The sequence below is a fragment of the Paenibacillus sp. FSL R5-0527 genome (assembly GCF_038008055.1).
Classification (GTDB): domain Bacteria; phylum Bacillota; class Bacilli; order Paenibacillales; family Paenibacillaceae; genus Fontibacillus; species Fontibacillus macerans.
Map to the genome: position 1 here is coordinate 3,253,975 of NZ_JBBOYI010000001.1, position 20,468 is coordinate 3,274,442.

11 protein-coding genes are annotated in these 20,468 nt (G+C 48.8%); all 11 read left to right on the plus strand.

Annotated elements, in window-relative coordinates; translation table 11 throughout:
* The first annotated feature begins 37 nt into the window (after positions 1-37).
* The 11 genes from NYE69_RS14440 (at position 38) to NYE69_RS14490 (ending at position 20,462) form a co-directional block, all read left to right on the plus strand.
* Positions 38-1,933, plus strand: a complete 1,896-nt coding sequence (locus NYE69_RS14440; RefSeq protein WP_340926699.1) for a beta-glucoside-specific PTS transporter subunit IIABC — start codon at positions 38-40, stop codon at positions 1,931-1,933.
* 351 nt (positions 1,934-2,284) lie between these two features.
* Positions 2,285-4,105 (plus strand): cache domain-containing sensor histidine kinase, encoded by a 1,821-nt coding sequence (locus NYE69_RS14445; RefSeq protein WP_340926700.1) that lies wholly within the window; start codon positions 2,285-2,287, stop codon positions 4,103-4,105.
* Positions 4,106-4,148: 43 nt separating this feature from the next.
* Positions 4,149-5,732, plus strand: a complete 1,584-nt coding sequence (locus NYE69_RS14450; RefSeq protein ID WP_340926701.1) for a response regulator — start codon at positions 4,149-4,151, stop codon at positions 5,730-5,732.
* 555 nt (positions 5,733-6,287) lie between these two features.
* Positions 6,288-8,672, plus strand: coding sequence for an alpha-L-rhamnosidase-related protein (locus tag NYE69_RS14455; RefSeq protein ID WP_340926702.1), 2,385 nt, complete (start codon positions 6,288-6,290; stop codon positions 8,670-8,672).
* An 85-nt stretch (positions 8,673-8,757) separates the two neighbouring features.
* Entirely contained in the window at positions 8,758-9,663 is a 906-nt protein-coding gene (locus NYE69_RS14460) for an ABC transporter permease (protein WP_340926704.1), read from the plus strand.
* Between the two features lie 2 nt (positions 9,664-9,665).
* Complete coding sequence (locus NYE69_RS14465) at positions 9,666-10,535, plus strand: carbohydrate ABC transporter permease (RefSeq protein ID WP_340926705.1); 870 nt, start codon at positions 9,666-9,668, stop codon at positions 10,533-10,535.
* Positions 10,536-10,578: 43 nt separating this feature from the next.
* Positions 10,579-12,159, plus strand: a complete 1,581-nt coding sequence (locus tag NYE69_RS14470; protein WP_340926706.1) for an ABC transporter substrate-binding protein — start codon at positions 10,579-10,581, stop codon at positions 12,157-12,159.
* A gap of 107 nt (positions 12,160-12,266) precedes the next feature.
* Positions 12,267-14,975 (plus strand): glycosylhydrolase-like jelly roll fold domain-containing protein, encoded by a 2,709-nt coding sequence (locus NYE69_RS14475; protein WP_340926707.1) that lies wholly within the window; start codon positions 12,267-12,269, stop codon positions 14,973-14,975.
* The gene (locus NYE69_RS14480; protein WP_340926708.1) at positions 14,953-16,458 is read left to right on the plus strand and encodes a DUF5060 domain-containing protein; all 1,506 of its coding nucleotides are present in this window, start codon (positions 14,953-14,955) and stop codon (positions 16,456-16,458) included. Before NYE69_RS14475 ends, NYE69_RS14480 begins: the two co-directional genes overlap by 23 nt.
* A gap of 171 nt (positions 16,459-16,629) precedes the next feature.
* Positions 16,630-18,207 (plus strand): ABC transporter substrate-binding protein, encoded by a 1,578-nt coding sequence (locus NYE69_RS14485; protein WP_340926709.1) that lies wholly within the window; start codon positions 16,630-16,632, stop codon positions 18,205-18,207.
* A 149-nt stretch (positions 18,208-18,356) separates the two neighbouring features.
* Positions 18,357-20,462, plus strand: a complete 2,106-nt coding sequence (locus tag NYE69_RS14490) for a beta-galactosidase (protein ID WP_340926710.1) — start codon at positions 18,357-18,359, stop codon at positions 20,460-20,462.
* Positions 20,463-20,468: the final 6 nt, after the last annotated feature.

A 20,468-nucleotide genomic window follows, 5' to 3' on the forward strand; every position in this document is an offset into this window, starting at 1 on the left:
ATATATACAAGAATGAGGTCTAGAGGAGAGAGTGCAAATGAAATACGAAGATTTAGCCAAGGATATTGTGCAGAATATTGGGGGAGAGGAGAACGTAACGAATCTTGTCCATTGTGCAACCCGATTGAGATTTAATTTGAAAGATAATCGATTGCCCGATAAAGAGAAGCTGAAAAGCTTAGAGGGTGTGCTGTCCGTCGTAGAAAGCGGCGGTCAATTCCAAGTGGTTATCGGCAATGACGTTGCACACGTGTATCAAGAGATTGTGAAAACCAGTAAATTGGGAGCGGGAAATTCCGCATCAGCGGATGCAGATCAACCTAAGGAGAAGATTCTGTCCAGAATTTTTGCGGTGATTTCTGGAAGCTTGTCTCCCCTTTTGCCTGCCATGGCCGGAGCAGGGATACTAAAAGCCTTTTTAACCCTGTTTACAACCTTTGGATGGGTATCTGCGGAAAGTGGGACCTACCTCATTCTGGCTGCAGCAGCTAATGCCGTCTTCTATTTCCTGCCTATATTTCTGGGCGTCACCGCAGCGACCAAATTTGGAGCCAATCCTTATGTAGGCGGAGTTATCGGTGCAGCGTTAATGGAACCTAACTTTACGGGATTATTAGCTAACGGAGATAAGACCTCTTTTCTGGGCATCCCGGTAGTCTTGATGGATTATTCATCAACCGTCTTTCCGGTATTTGTAGCCATTTGGATTTTCTCTTACGTGGAGAAATTTTTAAAGAAAATCATTCATAAAGAGCTTCAAACGTTCTTGGTTCCATTGTTGTCTTTAGCCATTATTGTGCCGCTTACTGCGATGATCTTCGGTCCGTTTGGTGTATATATCGGAAATGCGATAGCGGATGGGATCAATTATCTTATGGGAGTAAGCGGGCTATTAACCGGTGCTGTTATTGGCGGGTTAATCTTCTTCCTTGTTGTATTTGGTCTTCATTGGGGCATTATTCCGATCGTGCTGGCAAATCTGTCGAAGGGAACCGATCCAATCCTTGCGATGTGGGCAGCTTCTAACTTTGCAATGGCCGGGGTGGCGCTGGGAGTATTCCTGAAATCCAAAGAAAAGACGCTGAAATCAATTGCGGGCTCCTCTACGTTAAGTCTGTTGTTAGCGGGCGTTTCTGAGCCGACGGTCTATGGTATCTTACTGCGCTTTAAGCGCACAATGCCATATGTTATTATTGCGGGAGCTATTGGAGGAGCGATTAACGGGGGATTTCATACGTATGCTACAGCATTTGTTTTCCAAAATATTTTCTCGATCGGTGCATTTGAACCTGTTAGTTATTATTTAGTCGGGATTGCCGCTGCTATGGGCATTGGCTTGGTTCTGACGATTCTTCTCGGATACCAGGACAAAAAAGCTGTTTCAGTGACTGAGGCAAGTGCTGCAGCTCCTACTGCAGAAGGGCAAGCTGTTCCGGCGAAAGCAAGTTCAAACTCTACAGGGGATTCGCCGAGCTTGAAGAAGGAGGTGCTTCTCAGCCCATTAACTGGAGATGTGAAATCCTTGACTGAGGTTCCTGATCCTGCTTTTGCAGAAGGTGCTATGGGGAAAGGGATTGCCATTGTTCCGAGTGTTGGCCAAGCCGTATCGCCAGTGAACGGTACGATCGGTACCATCCTCAAGTCAGGTCATGCTGTAGTTCTGCTATCCGAGAGTGGTGCGGAAGTACTTATTCACATTGGAGTCAATACGGTGCAATTAAAAGGGCAGTATTTCACCCCTCGGGTTAAGGAAGGAGATCAGGTCCGCAAAGGGGATCTATTGATTGAGTTTGATCTGGAGAAAATTAAGGAAGCCGGTTACAATCCGATCACACCAATTATTATCTCGAATACCGACGATTATTTGGATGTTATTGAAACAACAAGCTCAACGGTTACAGCCCAAGATAAGTTGCTGACGCTTGTTGTCTAAGTTGAACTACGCTGGAGACTCATCTATTAGAATGAGGCTGGCGGATTGATCCGCTTGGTCTCGGGATTGCTTCTTTCAGCGGATTTTTATCGCATTATGATGCGGTGAACGCGCGTATAAGCTCTTGAACCAGCCTCAAAGGCCGTTTCAAGAGCTGTTTGCGTTCTTGGCGTATTCATGGGAACTATTTTAATCCCAAAAATGACCCGGCAGCAACTTAAATTCGTCCTCTTTACGTTATTTGTAAAAGGAATATAATCAGAATTTGAAAGCGGATACAATTAATGTGGTAAAATGGTGGAGGGTGGGTTTACGGCAATATGAGACACTAATTCAAGGAAGGACTCGAATATGGAGCATAACCATTGGATCCGCAAGGCGGTTTTGAGAATAAAAAACATGAGGTTCCAAAACAAATTAATGTTAGGATACCTGCTCATTTGCGTTATTCCACTTATTATTGTAAGCGCAATCATCTTTCGTCAATCGGCAGTGGAACTGGAAGATTCCTCTCAAGAGTTCGCGGCTCTGTATACGTCCCAGATCAGGACTTCCTTGAACGAACTCATGAAAGAATACGACAAGGTGACCAAGTCGGTGCTCATCGATGGTGAACTGATCTATAAGCTCGGAGACGAGCGAAGCAGGTTGATGGATGAATTGATTTTACAGCGGGTCGCCGTTCAGCGGTTGCTCATGCGGGTCGCCCTGCTTAAACCGGAGATCGGTACCGTGATGCTGGTCAGCCGCGATAACGCCGTGTATCAGTATACCACGACCACTAACGTGGTCAACGAGAACGCACTATTATCCCAAAATTGGTTTAAGCGGCTCCGCAGCTCCGATGAACCGTTTTTTATTACCGGGCTGCATGATCGTTCCTATTACGATGACAAAGGAGAAGGAGCCATGGTGACGGTGGGAAGAGTCCTCCTCAACTCGGATGGGGCCTATGCCGGAATCCTGCTCATCGATCTGGACCCCTTTGCATTGCTCCAGCTTGATCAAGATTTCGTCTCGGCCCGGGACAAATACGGGATGAGCGTCACCATAAGCAACCGCCATGGAGAAATCGTCTATCAATCCGATGCCGCCAGCGGACGGCTGCCTTGGCAGCAGGTATTGGAATCCAGCGGGGAGGCTTATATCAAGGATACAGGCCGCAAGAACAGGATTATTTTGACGGGAAACACCGAACTGGGCAATCTTCTAATCAGGACGGAGATCCCTCGCGAGAAGTTGCTGGCCAAGATTAATCAGATCCAAGGAGTGACTGTGATCGTGATCCTGGCGAGCTGTTTGATCATCACGTTCATGTCGTTTGGATTAAGCTATACGATCACCAAGCCGATTAAGGCGCTCCGTAAAAGCATGAAGCAAGCGGAAATAGGCCAATACCAGCCCATCGAGAAAAAGCAGGCCAATGACGAGATCGGCAGCCTGGTCAATAGTTACAACAAGATGATCGTAACGATCCGCACCTTGATTGAGGATGTGTATATCGGGGAGATTAAGCATCGCAAAGCCAAATTCATCGCCCTCCAAAACCAGATCAACCCGCATATGCTGTACAACACCTTGGAATCCATCCGCATGAAGGCGCTGCTGAATGATGATGAAGAGACGGCCGGCATGATCAAGCTTCTGGCTCGCATGTTTCGGCTTGCTTTGGGAAAGGAAGGCAGGCAGCATTCGGTGAAGCATGAACTGGAATATACGGCGAATTATGTACAGCTCCAGAACCTGCGGTTCGATCATAAGTTCCTGCTGGATGTTAGAATTCCCGAGGAAATACAGCAATGCGGCATCATCCCCCTGGTTTTCCAGCCGATCGTGGAGAACAGCATCAACCATGGGTTCGAAGACTACAGCCGGACGATGAATATCGCGATTGATGGTTTTTGGACGGAAGATGGCGAGATTCTGATCCGGATTACGGACGATGGAATCGGCATGACTGAGGACAAGCAAAAGGAGCTGCAAGCTCTGTTGGAGTCGGCGGGGTCGGACAAATACAAGCTGGATATGACGGATGAACCAGCCGGTAAAGGGCTGGGCTTAAAAAATATCGCGGAACGCATCAAGCTTCATTATGGAGACCGGTATTATCTGATGATTCGTTCTGGAATCGGGCAAGGGACGACGGTAGAAATTTTAATCCCCAAGATCTAAAAACGCTGTGTTGGTGGGAAATGAAAAAGAGAGGGGCCTTGGGATGAAGCTGGTCTTAGTGGATGACGAGAAAGGGATCGTGGACGGCCTTAAAAAAATAATCGGCCGCTATGTTCCGGATTGTGAGGTCGTCGGCGCAGCTTATAACGGTTTGGAAGGGGTCAAGTTAATTCAAAAACAGCACCCGGACATCGTAATCACGGATATTCGGATGCCGCAGGCGGATGGCCTGGAAATGATCAAAATGCTGAAAGAGGCGGGCAACCCGGCCAAATTCATTCTTTTAAGCGGGTATGCCGACTTCGAATATGCGAGGCGGGGCATGCAGCTGGGGGTCCAATTTTACATCAATAAGCCGGTGGAGGAAGAGGAGCTTCGCGACTGCGTCTGTCAGGTCATGGAGGACATCCGGACGGAACGGGCGAAGCTTCAGGAAGTGGTCGACCTGAAGCAGGAGGCTCACAGCCGGATGCAGGAAAATGTACTGCGGGATATTCTTGATAACGGCAACGATAATGCGGTTGATGTGAAAGAAGCCCTGCGGATCGCCGGAATACAAACGGAAGGTGTCCGGTTCATATGTACCTTGTTGGAATTCGACGATGGTTTCGGTTGCTTAAAAGAATTCGGCCTCAAGCCGGTGTTTCAGCAAATCGACCGGGCCTTGGAGCGGTACCGGGCCGTATACCGGTTTCGATATTCCGGATCTCGGGTCGCCGTTGTAGTCACCCATGACGGAGCTGCCGGGTACGAGGAACTGGTCCGTACCATTCACAGCCTAAAGGATACGCTGTTCCGGGAACTGAAATTGTCCGTCACCGCCGGAATCGGCACTTTTCAGGAACGGGCGGCGGGACTTGGCCAATCTTTTGAGGAAGCCCGCTATGCCTTAAGCTACAAGGTCATCAAGGGGGAGGGGGCCGTGATCGCTTATCCCGAGACGGTCAATCTGACGGGACGGCGCCATCCCGTTCCTGAAGAACTGATTAACAAACTGGAAGCAGAGCTCGACAATATGAATGAAGAGGGATGTGTCGGCATCATCCGCGAGATTTTCCGGGGCATGGAAGCGCAGCAAGGCATGAGCCCCACGGATCTCCAGGTGCATTGTATAAACATCCTTTTATCGAGTGTGCGGAAGATGTCGTTTCAGCAGCTGCAGCAGAATGATTTTCTGGGGCGCAATATCCTGTCTCTGGAGGCCATCTCCAGCTTCCGAACGCTGGAGCGCCTGGAGAAATGGATGATTCAGGTCATTCGCTGCATCATTGTGTTTAAAGTAGAGCATCATGTGCCCAAAAAGAAGGATATCATCGCCGAGATCAAGGAATATGTAGCGCAGCACTACAATGATCCCATCACCCTTGCGGATTTGGCCGCTCGCTTTTTTATCAGCCCCTACTATTTAAGCCAGTTATTCAAGCAAAAGACGGGGGATACCTATATCAACTTTCTGGCCCAAGTCCGAATCGGCAAAGCGAAGGAACTGCTGGAGCGAACGGATCTGAAGGTTTATGAAATTTGCGAGCGGGTAGGGTACTCGGATACGCAGTATTTTGCGCGGCTGTTCGAGAAATTGACAGGCTTGAAACCTAGCGAATATCGCAAGAGCCGGTCGCGCGCTTAATTGAAGTTCGTAATCTAGACCACTCCAAGCAGGAGTGGTTTTCAATTTATAATTAATAGCACTTTTGCGATAATAGCAGCTTGGACAGTTATACCTTTCAATCTATTACGATCAGGAATAATCTAATACGTGTCCTAATCAATTAAGAGAGGGGGATTAACGACCATGTCATTTCGCAAACAAGCTAAATTATTACGGGGAAAGAGAGTACAGGTTACAACTACCAGCGGCATTTTTACTGGCACAATCTTATCGGTTGGTACAGACTTTCTTATTCTAAGCGCCATTATTAGAGGGCGCAGGAGACGAATCATCATCCGATTGGCAGAGATAATTCTGCTCATGAGGTTACTCGGCTAAAAACTGAAATTAGAGGAAGAAGAAGCCAGGGAAATCCACCTGGCTTCTTTGCGTTCTTCTGAAGGCTCATTACTAACTGCCCCAAAATGCCCCTGTGAAAACTTAAAAATGTCCCTTTGTGCGTTTGGATTCGCCTAAGTATAGTGAATGTAAACGAATACATTAGGCGGATGCTGGAAAAGGAGAAAGTAGATAATGGAGAACCGTAATTGGCAGGCCAAATGGATTTGGGATGTCCCACAACCCGAATCCAATGTTGAATTAAAGCACCAGCTTGTATACTTCCGCAGATCCTTTCAGATAGCTAAAAACTGCAAGCCAAAGCTTGCCATGGATATTACCGCTGACAGCCGATACAGGCTCTACGTCAACGGCCATTCAGTAACTGTAGGCCCTTGTAAGGGTGACCGGTACGTGCATTATTACGAGACAGTAGACGTTAGCGAGTACTTGCGGCCAGGGCACAATGTACTTGCGGTTCAAGTACTTCATTATCCCGCAGCAGAGCCTTTCGTAGACGGCAAATGTGGACCAAAGTCTGTTTGGCGTACTCAATCAGGCGGCCTGTTAGTTGAAGCCAAGCTTTTTAATGAGCACGGAATGGAACTGGAGTCGCTTCATAGTGGACCGCAATGGCGGGTATTTCGTCATCAAGGTTATCGGAATGTTCCTAAAAGGCTCATACATTGGATGGGTGGAGTCGAGGATGTAGACGGCACAGGTGTGCCTAAAGGTTGGAAGGAATCCGACTATGACGACACTGATTGGGAGCAAGCTATTCCATTCGCGGATACACGTAAGCCTTTTGGTAACTTGAGTCCTTGGAATTTGACGCCAAGACCGATTCCTTTGCTTTATGAAGAAGAGCGAAACTTTGTAAAGGTGACGAAGAAAGAGGGTGTTCAGATTAGGCAAGCGGAGAAACTGCTTCGAATAAATGGCAGCACGGATCCTCTTGTTTTATCTGAAGACAGCAGCATCATGATCGAATTGGATGCCGGAGAACTGACGACCGGATATCTGACAGTTGGCTTGCGTGGTGGCCGTGGCAGCGTCGTCCGCTTGTTAAGCTCGGAATGTTATGAAGCACAGGATAGCAGCCAGTCGCAACGTAAAAAAGGGAATCGAGAGGATGTAAGCGGGAAACTGATTGGGGAGTTCGACGTTTATCGAGTAGCCGGTTACGGGAACGAGAAAGAAGAAGTGTATGAGCCATTCTTGTTCCGTACGTTCCGGTTCGTGCGGCTTGAGATCGAGACAAAGGAACATCCGCTTGAAATTGTTTATTTAAAATATCGGGAGACTGGTTATCCGCTCGAAGCGAAGGCCTGGTTCGAGTCTTCGGACGAAGAACTGAACAGAATTTGGGACATCAGTTTAAGAACGTTGCGCCGTTGTATGCACGAAACGTACGAAGACTGTCCATATTATGAACAATTGCAATACGCGATGGATAGCAGACTTATGATGCTCTTCACCTATTATGTTAGCGCGGATGATAGAATGGCGCGCAGAACGATTGCAGATTTCTACCGGTCGAGGTTACCGTCCGGGCTTCTTCAGTCCCGGTATCCTTCCATGGAAGCACAGGTTATACCATCGTTTAGTTTATATTGGGTGGATATGATTGCTGAACATTACGAATTCAGCGGCGATAAAGAACTAATCGAAATGTATCGGCCGGCGATGATCGAGCTTATGGATTGGTTTCAAACTCGATTGACGGACGATGGCATCATCGGTGCAACCTCCAACCGATATTGGACTTACTTTGATTGGGTTAATGTCTGGCCGCTCGGTGCTCCGCCGGAGAGTGCGGATCAGCCAATGTTCCTCCTCAGCCTGATGTATGTGGCAAGCTTAAGAAAATTATCCAGACTTCTGGCCGTAACAGGCTGGCATGATGCGGCAGGTGAGATGGAACAAAGAGCGGTTCGCATCGCTCAAGCAGTTCAAAGATTGGCTTGGTCTGAGGAACGGCAATTGTTTCGTGAGTTGCCCGATACAGAAATATACACCCAGCATACGCAAATCATGGCCGTACTATCCGGAGTGGTAAACGGAGAAGAGGCAAAGTCTCTCTTGGAACGAGCGCTGAGGGAGCCAATTCATCGCGTTACGTTACCTTTCTCCTATCTACTATTCCAGGCGTTAAAGCAGACGGGCTTGCACGATCAGGCATTTCAGTTATGGGATCGTTGGAGGCCGTTCCTTAGCCAGGGGTTGACAACGTTGCCAGAAACGGAAATGAATCCACGCAGTGATTGCCACGCCTGGAGTTCAGTTCCACTTGCCGAATTCCCTGCAACGATTCTTGGGGTTACGCCTGCTGAGCCGGGCTTCAATGTTATTAATATTGAACCACGGCTCGGAAATCTTCAATGGGCAAAAGGAAGTGTGGCAACGGTGCAAGGGATTGTGGACATTGATTGGCGGAGAGATGGGAGCCGCTTATTTTTGAATGTTAAAGTGCCCGGCAGCGTCGCTGCATGTGTCAAACTGCCCGACGGGACAGAATACATGATGCAAGGCAAGGGGAGATTCGTAGCTATCCTAAAAAATGACCGGGTAGGAACTTAAAAACGACCGATTGAGCGATAGTTCCCTGAATTATATAGTGATATTGTAAGCGAATTCAACAACTAGATTTAGAAGGGGGAATAAATTGAAAGCAGTTGCATTTCACCGGATGAAGGTTTATTGGCCGCTATATGTGATGGCGATCCCGGGAATCGCTTTTCTGATCGTATTTAATTTCATTCCGCTGGCCGGTTCTGTAATCGCCTTCAAGGACTATTCGGTTTTCCAAGGTTTCATCGATAGTCCTTGGGTAGGTTTCAAACATTTTAGTACGCTGCTTCACCATCCGGACTTTGCCCGAGTGTTCGGCAACACGCTGTTGCTGGGATTTTTTAAGCTCATATTGGTTTTTCCGGTGCCCGTTTTGTTGGCGATGTTGATCAATGAGATTCGCAAATCGGCGCTGAAGAAAGGAATCCAGACCGCCCTGTACATTCCGCATTTTTTATCCTGGGTTATCGTGGGCGGTATTCTCTTCGATTTCTTTTCGTTAAGCGGTTTGTTCAACATTGTCATCGGGTGGTTTGGAGGCGAGCCTGTGCTGGGCATGCAAGAAAGCGGATACTTCCGGCCTATTTACGTGCTTGCTTCGATATGGAAGGATGCCGGATGGGGAACCGTGGTGTATATGGCCGCCATCAGCGCGATCGACCCGCAGCTCTATGAATCGGCGATGATCGACGGCGCATCCAGGTTCAGACAAATTCGCCACATTACGTTCCCGATTCTTTTACCTACCGTGATGGTGCTGTTCTTGCTGGAAATAGGCAATTTCCTGAATCTTGGTTTTGATCAAGTGTATAATCTGCTTACCCCGATGACCTATAACGTAGGTGATATCCTGGATACGTACGTGTTCCGGACGGGCATTCAGCAGGCGCAGTACAGTTTTGCCACGGCGGTAGGGCTGTTTCAATCGGTGATTGGATTTATTATGGTGTACACCTTCAATAAGCTGTCGCAGAAAGTTTCGGATGGGGGGCTCTGGTAGGTATGGCTGAATCAAGAGGGGAAAAAATATTCGTTACGACAATTACCGTTTTTCTTATCCTGTTTTCTATTATAGCGATCATACCGCTGCTGTCCGTGATTGCAACCTCGTTTAGTTCCAAAAGTGCTGTCGATATGAACCTGGTAACCTTATGGCCGAAGCAATTTACGCTAGACTCATGGAAGTACATTCTCGATCGTCCCGACTTATGGAGATCGTTTTTCCTGACGCTCGCTACAACGTTAATCGGCACGGCATTGGCACTTCTGATGACGGCTTTGTTCGCGTACCCGCTGTCGAAGCCCGAATTCCGCTGGGGTTCCGTAATTATGGTGTGCGTTGTGATCGCCATGATCTTCAAGGCGCCGATTGTGCCTTATTTCCTGACGGTCCGCGGTATTGGCCTTTATGATAATCCGCTGGTCCTGATCCTGCCGCATATTCTGAATCCATTCAATTTAATCATCATGCGGACCTTCTTCAAGCAATTCTCTAAGGAATTGGAGGAAGCCGCCTTTCTTGAGGGTTGCGGATATTTCCGAATGCTGTTCCAATTCGTGCTTCCGCTATCCAAGGCTGTTCTGGCAACCCTTGCTTTATTCTACGGTGTGGTGCTGTGGAATCAGTTTCAGCATCCGCTTTTCTTTCTGCAGGATACAAGCTGGTTTCCGCTGCAGATCAAAATCCGCCAGTTCATCACCGACGACAGCGTGATTATGGCAGGCGCCGCATCAACGGTTGATCTTAACTACAACGAGCGGACCTTGAGAGCAGCGACCGTGATCTTTGCGATCATCCCGATTATTCTGGTGTACCCTTTCCTGCAGAAATATTTCGTTAAAGGGGCCATGATCGGCTCCGTAAAAGGGTAATTAAAAATGCGGGTTCAAAACTACCTCTAAAGGGGGAAACAGTATGAAACTTAAAAAGATTGGCCTATTATTGGCGGCAAGTATCCTTGCAATTACTACTGTAACAGCCTGCAGTGGAAGCAAAAACGCTTCCGAAGGTTCAGCGGCTACGAACCAGAACCAGTCCTCCAGTGGAGATGAAGTTATCGATATTGAAGTGTGGGGAACGAACATCGGTTATAAACCGATCACGAAAGGCAGCAAGCTGTATGAATTTTATAAGGAAAAGCTTGGCGTCGGCGTTATCCATCCGTATGTGGAATGGAACGGAGGTACCAATTACCTGAATCAATTAAACCTGAAAATCGCCGCCGGGGAAATGCCGGACCTGTTCTTACCCCAGCAGGGTATTGAAGACAGCTTGGCTAAAAACGGGGCAATTGCGGATCTGACTGATCTGTTGCCTCAATATGCACCAAATTTATGGAATGCCATTCCGCAGGATATGTGGGATGTGGTCAAGGCGAACGACCCTACCGGTCAGGGGAGAATCTATTATATCCCCGGTGTGGTGGACTACGGAAGATATGCCGGTATGATTCGCAAGGATTGGCTCGATAAGGTGGGGTTACCGATGCCGAAGACTCAAGACGAATACGTCAAGGTTTTGGAGGCGTTCCGGGACAAGGATCCCAACGGCAATGGTCAGAAGGATGAACTTCCGACAGGCGGCCGGGAGCAAGCCCGCTGGATGGATCATTTGTTCGCCATGTACGGGGTTGCCATGTTCGAAGGCTATCCGGAGTGGGATATTTACGACGGCGAGTTGACTTATTCCGCGGTAACTCCGAACATGAAAGCCTCCTTAGAGTTTTTGTCGAAGCTGTACAAGGAAGGATTAATCGACAAGGAATCGCTGTTAAACACAAAGGACAAGTGGGACGGCAAGGTTTATTCGGATAAGGTAGGAAACTACTTCCAGTGGGTAGAGACCAGCTATTTGGCCTTGGAAAATCTATATAAGAACAAGGGTGTGAAGGCCGAATTCGAAGTACTTCCCGTACCGGAAGTCGATGGATATAAGGGCTTCTATACTTGGAAAAGATTTACACCACCAGCCTGGGTGGTCAAAAACAACAAGGATGAGAAGAAGCTGATGGCCACCATGACGTTGTTGAACAATATGTACGATAAAAAAAATTGGAAAGATCTGTACCTTGGTGTGGAAGGAATGCACCATACTATAAAGGATGGCAAAGCTGCCGTGCTTCCGGATGATAAGAGCACGCAGGAAAACCGGATTCTCGATCCGTATTCCAAAATATCCACCCTTGATTTCATGATCGATCTGAACAAAAGTACAGCATCGGATGATAGAATGTGGGCTGTTGATCAGGCGAATCGAAATATGAAGGAAGCTCAGAAATATGCCAAAATCATAGCCGGTGACGGCATGCCAGCCAGCGTATACGATGGTTTTCCGGACATTAACAATCGTACGTTGTACGTGGAATACGCCACCAAGATTATCATTGGCCAGTACCCGATCAGCAAGTTCGACGAATTCGTCGATAAGTGGTATCAATCGGGTGGTGAAGAAGTGACGAAGCGTGCTAGAGAATGGTACGCAAAAGTGCATGAATAAATTTTTCACCATGATGATCCGCCCGGCATCCGTTTGAAGTCGGGCGGATATTTCCATCTAAGCTGCGACATCTGATGGTTAAAACTAAGTTGAAGCAGGGGGCTGTCATGAGAAATCGTCTACAAGAAGTGCTTGAGGGTCAGGAACAAAATTATATTCTTCCTTTTCTTTGGCAGCATGGCGAGGAAGAGCGGGCGATTCGGGAAGAGATGGCCCGTGTTCATGAAGCTGGAATCGGCGCTGTTTGCGTGGAGTCCCGGCCTCATCCGGATTTTCTTGGACCGAAATGGTGGAAGGATATGGACATTATTATGGAGGAAGCCCGGAAGCGGGGCATGAAGGTATGGATTCTTGATGACGATCATTTTCCAACGGGACATGCGGGAGGACAAGTGAAGGAGGCTCCTGCGGAGCTTCACCGGATGTTTTTGGGTGAGCGTTACGTCGATACCCTCGGTCCAGCCCAAGGAACTTCTCTGCTGCTGGATACTTTGCTGATGAGCGGGCTTCGACCCACTATATCGCTTAGCCAACACGCGAGCGGCAAAAATAAGCTGGTTTCGGTGGTCGCGGTCCGCCGCGATCCAACTAATGGAACATTGCTCAATGACCGTGTTGATTTAACTGACCTTATGCATGACGGTATCCTTTATTGGGATATCCCTGAAGGGTATTGGCGAGTATTTATTATTTCAGAAAATAAGGATGGCGGCAGCAAGGCGCAGGAAGATTATTTGAACCCGCTGAACCGGGAATCGGTGCGCATTTTGCTTGATACGGTGTATGAAGCTTTTTACGAACGGTATCGGGAGGATTTCGGCAAGACGATTGCCGGGTTCTTCTCGGATGAGCCCGGATTCTACAATGACCCGGCAACCTTTGATTTCGATTCGAAGCCTGGAAAACAGAGGGTGCCGCTCCCTTGGAGCCGGGAAATGCCGGCCCTGCTTGAGCAAGCCTTGGGCCCCGGCTATCGTGAGCTTCTGTATCTCCTCTGGCAGGATACAGGAGAACAATCGAATATCGTGCGGTACACTTATATGAATATCGTTAGCAAGCTTTATGCGGACCAGTTCTGCAGCCAAATCGGAACATGGTGCAGAGCCCGCGGCGTAGAATACATCGGGCATGTCCTGGAAGACAACAACGTTCATGCCAGGCTTGGTTCCGGCGCCGGACACTTCTTCCGCTCGCTCTGGGGCCAAGACATGTCGGGTCTTGATGTGGTGCTGTGGCAGATCGTTCCCGGCTTCGATGAACTGTCTTTTCGCCAGCCAACCGGGGAGACGGACAGTGAATTCTTCCACTATGGCCTCGCTAAGCTAGGCGTGTCGCTCGGACATATCGATCCGAAAAAACAAGGCCGGACGATGTGCGAGCTGTATGGGGCCTATGGCTGGACGGAAGGGTTAAAGCTGATGAAGTGGCTCACCGACCATATGCTGGTTCGCGGCGTCAACCAGTTTGTCCCGCATGCTTTTACCCAAAAAGCTTTTCCGGATCCGGATTGTCCGCCGCATATGTATGCGAGCGGGAAAAATCCGCAGTATCGTTACTACAAGCATTTAAATCGGTATATCAATCGGATCAGTCACCTGATTTCGGAAGGAAGGCATGTGGCGACCGCAGCCGTCGTGTATCACGCTGAAGCTGAATGGTCCGGGAAATCGATGTATTTTCATAAGCCGGTGAAGGAATTGATGCAGCATCAGATCGACTGCGACGTTCTGCCCATCGATGTTATTTTGGAAGCGGCGAGCGTGAAGGATAGCAAGTTATTTGTAAATCAAGAGGATTATGAATGCCTGATCGTACCTTATGCAGAGGCGCTTCCTGCCGCGATGGTCCAGCGCTTGGTCCGGTTTGCCGAACAAGGGCTGGCCGTTCGTTTTGTTGACGGACTGCCGTTGCGATCGAGCGAGGGGGGCGATGTTTCCGCCGAACTTTCCGAGCTTGCCGGTCACCAGAATGTAAAGATCGTTTTATTGGATAAACTGGCGCAAGACCTTATTACAGACGGACATTTCGATATTAGAGCTGACCAATATGAACCGTATCTGCGGAACTATCACTACAATCATGACGATTTGGATGTGTATATGTTCTTTAACGAACACCCGCATCAAACGATTCGCACGAAGTTGGTTTTGCCTGCCGAAGGCGAAGTATATGCCTATGATGCCTTCCTGAATCGGTTAACTCGTGTGGATACGGCCGAGGGGGATGACGCGGGAACGGTGCAGCTTGTCCTGCATCCCTATGAATCGATTGTGCTGCTTCAAGGGGCTGACCTTGATGGTTATGCCGCCGTGTCACCGCGGTATGCGACGGGTTCGGGTATTGAGCTTGACGGCGAATGGAGGATATCTCTCGCTAATGCTGAACAATATCCTCATTTCCAGGAATGGGGGAAACGGGCGGTTTTAACGAATATGAGCGGACCTGATTGTCTGCCGCGGTTTACGGGCACCTTCCGTTATGAAACGGAATTTGAATGGGACGAATCACGGGCCGGGGCTCTGCTGGAGTTGGGCGAGGTTTATGAAACAGCGGAAGTATGGTTAAACGGCGAGCAAATAGGTGTCCGCATTTGTCCGCCTTACCGCCTGGAGATCGACGGTCTGCTAAAGAAGGGCAAAAACAAGCTGGTCATTGAAGTTACGAATACGTTGGTGAAAGATCAGCGCGACTTCTTGTCGTCCTTTGCGCAGCAGGAACCCAGCGGACTGATCGGACCCGTTCGGGTTTGGTCACTTCGTACGAAACAAAATACCACAGGAGGACGGAACTGTTATGAAATACGCACATACCGTTGAGCGTTGGAGTATTTTCGAGATAGAAATATTATCTTCCATAAGCTTCGCAAAGCCGTTTCAAGAGGTCAGGCTGCAAGCTTATTTTGAAAAGGATAAAAAACGAAGAAAAGTGTTTGGGTTCTACGACGGTGGTTCGACTTGGAAAATCCGGTTTATGCCTGAGGAAGAAGGGACATACACCTTCCGGATTTCTTCCAATCATAAGGAGTTTGACGGTTTAACGGGAACTTTCGAATGTACGAAGGAACAGGAAGGCAATCATGGTCCGGTCAGGGTGAATGGAAAACATTTTAACTACGCCGATGGGACGCCTTTCTTTGTCATGGGAACGACAGCGTACGCTTGGACCTACAGGCCGGAGGAGGTTCGGCGGAAAACGCTGGAATCTTTCTCCAAGTATGGCTTCAACAAGATTCGAATGCTCGTATTTCCCAAATATATGGGGGGCAAGGACAACGTTGTAGATATTTCCTACGATCCGCCAGTCTTTCCCTTTGCAGGAATACCCAATGAATTTGATTTTCAAACATTGCTGCCTGAGTACTTTCAAAATTATGAGGAGCGCGTAAAGGACTTGCTGCGTCTTGGAATCGAGGCGGATGTCATCTTATTCCACCCCTATGATCGCTGGGGTATTGATCGCGGCATGCAACAAGAAGACGACCTACTCTATATCAAATACATGATTGCGAGACTGGCGGCATTCCGCAATGTGTGGTGGTCGCTTGGAAACGAATATAACATAAGCGAAACTGTAGACGGCAAATTCTGCGTCGGGATGGATCGTAAAGATTGGGATTTAATTGGAGCTTTTATTGGAGCGAACGACCCGCACAACCATCCGATCTCGAACCACCAACACCCTTTTGGGGATATTTACCCGGATCGGGATTGGTTGACTCATGTATCGTATCAGCATGCTGATACGTATTCCTTGCTGCTCGAACTCAAGAACATCTATAATAAACCGGTTATCAATGACAAGTACCATTATGAAGGAAACATCAAGTATGAATGGGGCAATAGTGATGCGAGGACCGTGGTTTTTCGCCATTGGCTCTCCGCAATGGCCGGTGGATATGCCTCTCATGGTGAGGTGTTTGAAGTTGACGGCAACAATAAGGATTTGTTTTGGTCATATGGGGGGACATTAATTGGTGAAAGTGCTCCCCGATTGAAATTTATGAAGCAAATTCTGGAGTCTTGTCCATATCAGGAAATGGAAAGATCGCGGAATTCGGAAGGTCATCATTATTTCGCTCTGGAGAAAGGCTTCGATGAATATTTATTTTATTGCCGTTACGATATGCCTAACAGTAGATTCTGGTTTGGACCCTATGACGGAACTGAACCCGAGTACGAAGCTACGGTCTACGATGTATGGAATTGTGAATTGATAGAGAAAAAAGTTGTAAAGCAGGGGTATATATTCCCGATTCGGGAATGGACGGCGATTCACTTAAAGAGAATAAAGAATATGTAAGCGAGCAGGCGTAAATCGAAAGGAACAATCCTAAAAATGACCGGGTAAGAACTTAAAAACGACCGATTGAGCATTGGTTCCCCCAATTATATAGTGATATTGTAAGCGGATTCAAAAACTAGATATCAGGGAGGGACAAATTGTTTTTCTGATATCAAAAGGGGGAACAGTATGAAGCTTAAAAAAATTGGCCTATTATTGGCGGCAAGCATCCTTGCAATTACAACAGCATTAACGGGTTGTGGCGGAAACAAAAAAGATTCCGAAGATTCTGCGGCTACGAACCAGACCTCTAGCGGAGATGAAGTTGTCGATATTGAAGTGTGGGGAACGAACATCGGTTATAAACCGATCACCAAAGGCAGCAAATTGTATGAATTTTATAAGGAAAAGCTTGGCGTTGGCGTCATCCATCCCTATGTAGAATGGAACGGAGGTACTAACTACCTGAATCAGTTGAATCTGAAAATCGCCGCGGGGGAAATGCCGGAACTGTTCTTACCCCAGCAGGGCATTGAGGACAGCCTGGCTAAAAATGGCGCGATTGCGGATCTGACTGATCTGTTACCCAAATATGCACCGAATTTATGGGAAGCCATTCCGCAGGATATGTGGGATGTGGTCAAGGCGAACGACCCTACCGGTCAAGGGAGGATCTATTATATCCCCGGTGTGTTGGACTACGGAAGATATGCCGGTATGATCCGCCAGGATTGGCTCGATAAGTTGGGGCTGCAGATGCCGAAGACCCAAGAAGAATACGTTAAGGTTTTGGAAGCGTTCCGGGACAAGGATCCTAACGGCAACGGCCAGAAGGATGAACTTCCGACAGGCGGCCGGGAGCAGGCCCGCTGGATGGATCATTTGTTCGCCATGTACGGGGTCGCCATGTTCGAAGGCTATCCTGACTGGGACATTTACGACGGTGAGCTGACTTATTCCGCGGTGACTCCGAATATGAAGGCCTCCTTAGAGTTTTTATCGAAGCTGTACAAGGAAGGATTAATAGACAAAGAGTCGCTTTTGAACACTAAGGATAAATGGGACGGCAAGATTCATGCGGATAAGGTAGGAAACTACTTCCATTGGGTAGAGTCTAGCTATTTGCAATTAGAAAATCTATACAAAAACACCGGCGTAAAGGCTGAATTTTCCGTACTTCCCGTACCGGAAGTCGAAGGCTACAAGGGCTTCTATACTTGGAAGCGGTTTACGCCCCCAGCCTGGGTGGTCAAGAACAACATGGATGAGAAGAAACTGATGGCCACCATGACACTGTTGAACAACATGTATGATAAGAAGAATTGGAAGGATCTGTTCCTTGGTGTAGAAGGAATGCACCATACGATAAAGGATGGCAAAGCTGCGGTGCTTCCGGATGATAAGAGCACGCAGGAAAACCGGATTCTCGATCCGTATTCCAAAATATCCACCCTTGATTTCATGATCGATCTGAACAAAAGTACAGCTTCGGAAGATAGAATGTGGGCGATTGATCAGGTGAATCGAAATATGCAGGAGGCTCAGAAGTATGTCAAAGTCATAGCCGGTGACGGCATGCCGGCCAGCGTATACGACGGCTACCCTGACATTAACAATCGTACGCTATACGTGGAATACGCCACCAAGATTATTATCGGCCAATACCCGATCAACATGTTCGACGAGTTCGTCGATAAGTGGTATCAATCGGGGGGTGAAGAAGTAACGAAGCGCGCCAGAGAATGGTACGCAAAAGTGCAGAAATAAATTTATCATCTTGATGATGCGCCCGGCATCCCTTGGAAGTCGGGCGCATATTTTCAGGATATATCGAGATATCGATGTCCGGTTTATTCTGGAAGATATGTATGCCAAATTGGAGTTGTTTGATGCCAATAAAGTGGGAGAAGGCACTAATGAAATATGTATGCAATCCTATAAATATGGAATATAAATATCAGTTTGTCGACGGTCGCAACTGGAGAACGGAACAATTTCGTCTTGGCGCATGTTATTATCCGGAGCATTGGCCGGAGCTTCTTTGGGAAGATGATTTTAAGCGGATGAAGGAGCTCGGTTTTTCGGTGGTTCGTATGGCAGAGTTCGCCTGGTCGATCTTCGAGCCGGAGGAGGGCCGCTTCGAGTTCGGGCTGTTCGACCGGGCGATCGATCTGGCGCACAAGCATGGCATGCTTGTCATTCTGGGAACGCCGACGGCAACACCTCCGGCGTGGCTCACCGCCAAGTATCCTGAAAGTTTAAACGCCAAGCAGGACGGTACGTTATACCGGCATGGGCACCGCCGCCACTATAACTATAATGCGCCTGTCTACCGCACACTTTCCGCGCGGATTGTTGCGCAGTTGGCAGAACACTACAGGGACCATCCCGCAGTGGTCGGATGGCAGATCGACAACGAATTCAACTGCGAAGTCAACACCTTCTATTCCGAAGCCGATCACGCGGCGTTCCGCATTTGGCTGCAGGAGAAATACGGGAGCCTTCATGCCTTGAACCAGGCATGGGGCTCCGTATTTTGGAATCAGACGTATACGGACTGGTCGCAGGTTTTTTTGTCCCGGCCGACACCGGGCCGTTCAGCGAACCCGCATCTGGCGCTTGATGAGAAGCGCTTCTTCTCGGACAGCGCGATTTCCTATGCCCAGCTTCAATCCGACATTTTACGGGAAAAAGCACCAAAACAATGGATCACGACGAACGGTATGTTCGGCCACCTGGACAGTCACCAACTGACGGATGATGCCTTGGACATGTTCGCCTACGATTCGTATCCGAATTTCAGCACGATTCAGCCGGATCAAGGCGAGCGGCCGCTGCTGGACCGCAAGTGGAGCCTGAATCTGAGCGCGGTTCGCGACGTATCGCCGAATTTCATTGTTATGGAGCAGCAATCCGGCCCCGGGGGGTCGGCGGGCCACACGAAAATGCCGGCACCGAAGCCGGGGCAAATGCGATTGTGGACTTACCAATCGATCGCGCATGGTGCCGATATGGTGCTCTATTTCCGCTGGCGGACGGCAACCATGGGAACGGAGATGTACTGGCATGGCATTAATGATTATCATAACCGGCCGAACCGCCGCGTAGAGGAAGCCGGCCGCATCGGCAGCGAACTGCAGCGGATTGGCGGGGCTTTGCTTGGTTCCACCTATCAGGCCGAGGTTGGCATACTGAAGGATTACGACAATGAATGGGACGGGGAGCTGGATGTGTGGTATGGACCGCTTGCAGGGAAAAGTGTCCTGGAATGGTACAAAGCGCTGCAGCGCCGCCATATCCCGGCGGACACGAAGTACATTCGTTCATCGACGACTGTAGAGGATTTAACCAAATACCGTGTGCTCGTCTACCCGCATCCGGCCATCATGCCGGAGTCGACGGCGGCGCTGCTTAAACAGTACGTCGAGGGCGGGGGGACACTTGTGCTCGGCTGCCGCAGCGGCTACAAGGATATGACGGGGCAGTGCTATATGCTGCCGTTTCCGGGACCGCTTGCCGATTTGTGCGGGATTGAGGTGGAGGACTTTACGCTGATCGGACCGATGCAGCAGGCCCCCGATATACAATGGGAAGCCGGCGGTGTCCTTAAAGGAGACGCCTTTGCCGACATTTTGTGCGTGACGTCGGGTAGTGCCGAAGTGCTGGCTTCGTATGCATCCGATTATTATACGGGCAAGCCTGCTCTCGTACGATGCAAGCGTGGCGAAGGGAGCTCGTATTACTACGGAAGTGTGTTTACCGAAGCGGTGGCCGGCGCGCTGCTTGATGAGATCGGACTGGCATCCCCGGCTGCGGAATGGGCCGAGTTGCCTGAGGATGTAGAGCTGGCCATCCGAATGCCCGAAGAAATGCACAAAAGCTATGCCTTTTTAATGAACTATGCTCATACAGAGCAGACGGTCACTTTTCGGGTCCCCAAACGCGATCTGCTCACGGATGCGGTTCTTCACGGCGTTTACGGGATGCAGCCTTTCGAGGTGTGCGTTATTGAGCTTTTGTAAGATGAG

What these genes read in the sequence shown, in the direction of transcription:
- NYE69_RS14440 (WP_340926699.1), top strand. Translation starts at nt 38, where the DNA reads ATGAAATACGAAGATTTAGCCAAGGATATTGTGCAGAATATTGGGGGA.
- NYE69_RS14445 (WP_340926700.1), top strand. Translation starts at nt 2,285, where the DNA reads ATGGAGCATAACCATTGGATCCGCAAGGCGGTTTTGAGAATAAAAAAC.
- NYE69_RS14450 (WP_340926701.1), top strand. Translation starts at nt 4,149, where the DNA reads ATGAAGCTGGTCTTAGTGGATGACGAGAAAGGGATCGTGGACGGCCTT.
- NYE69_RS14455 (WP_340926702.1), top strand. Translation starts at nt 6,288, where the DNA reads ATGGAGAACCGTAATTGGCAGGCCAAATGGATTTGGGATGTCCCACAA.
- NYE69_RS14465 (WP_340926705.1), top strand. Translation starts at nt 9,666, where the DNA reads ATGGCTGAATCAAGAGGGGAAAAAATATTCGTTACGACAATTACCGTT.
- NYE69_RS14470 (WP_340926706.1), top strand. Translation starts at nt 10,579, where the DNA reads ATGAAACTTAAAAAGATTGGCCTATTATTGGCGGCAAGTATCCTTGCA.
- NYE69_RS14475 (WP_340926707.1), top strand. Translation starts at nt 12,267, where the DNA reads ATGAGAAATCGTCTACAAGAAGTGCTTGAGGGTCAGGAACAAAATTAT.
- NYE69_RS14480 (WP_340926708.1), top strand. Translation starts at nt 14,953, where the DNA reads ATGAAATACGCACATACCGTTGAGCGTTGGAGTATTTTCGAGATAGAA.
- NYE69_RS14485 (WP_340926709.1), top strand. Translation starts at nt 16,630, where the DNA reads ATGAAGCTTAAAAAAATTGGCCTATTATTGGCGGCAAGCATCCTTGCA.
- NYE69_RS14490 (WP_340926710.1), top strand. Translation starts at nt 18,357, where the DNA reads ATGAAATATGTATGCAATCCTATAAATATGGAATATAAATATCAGTTT.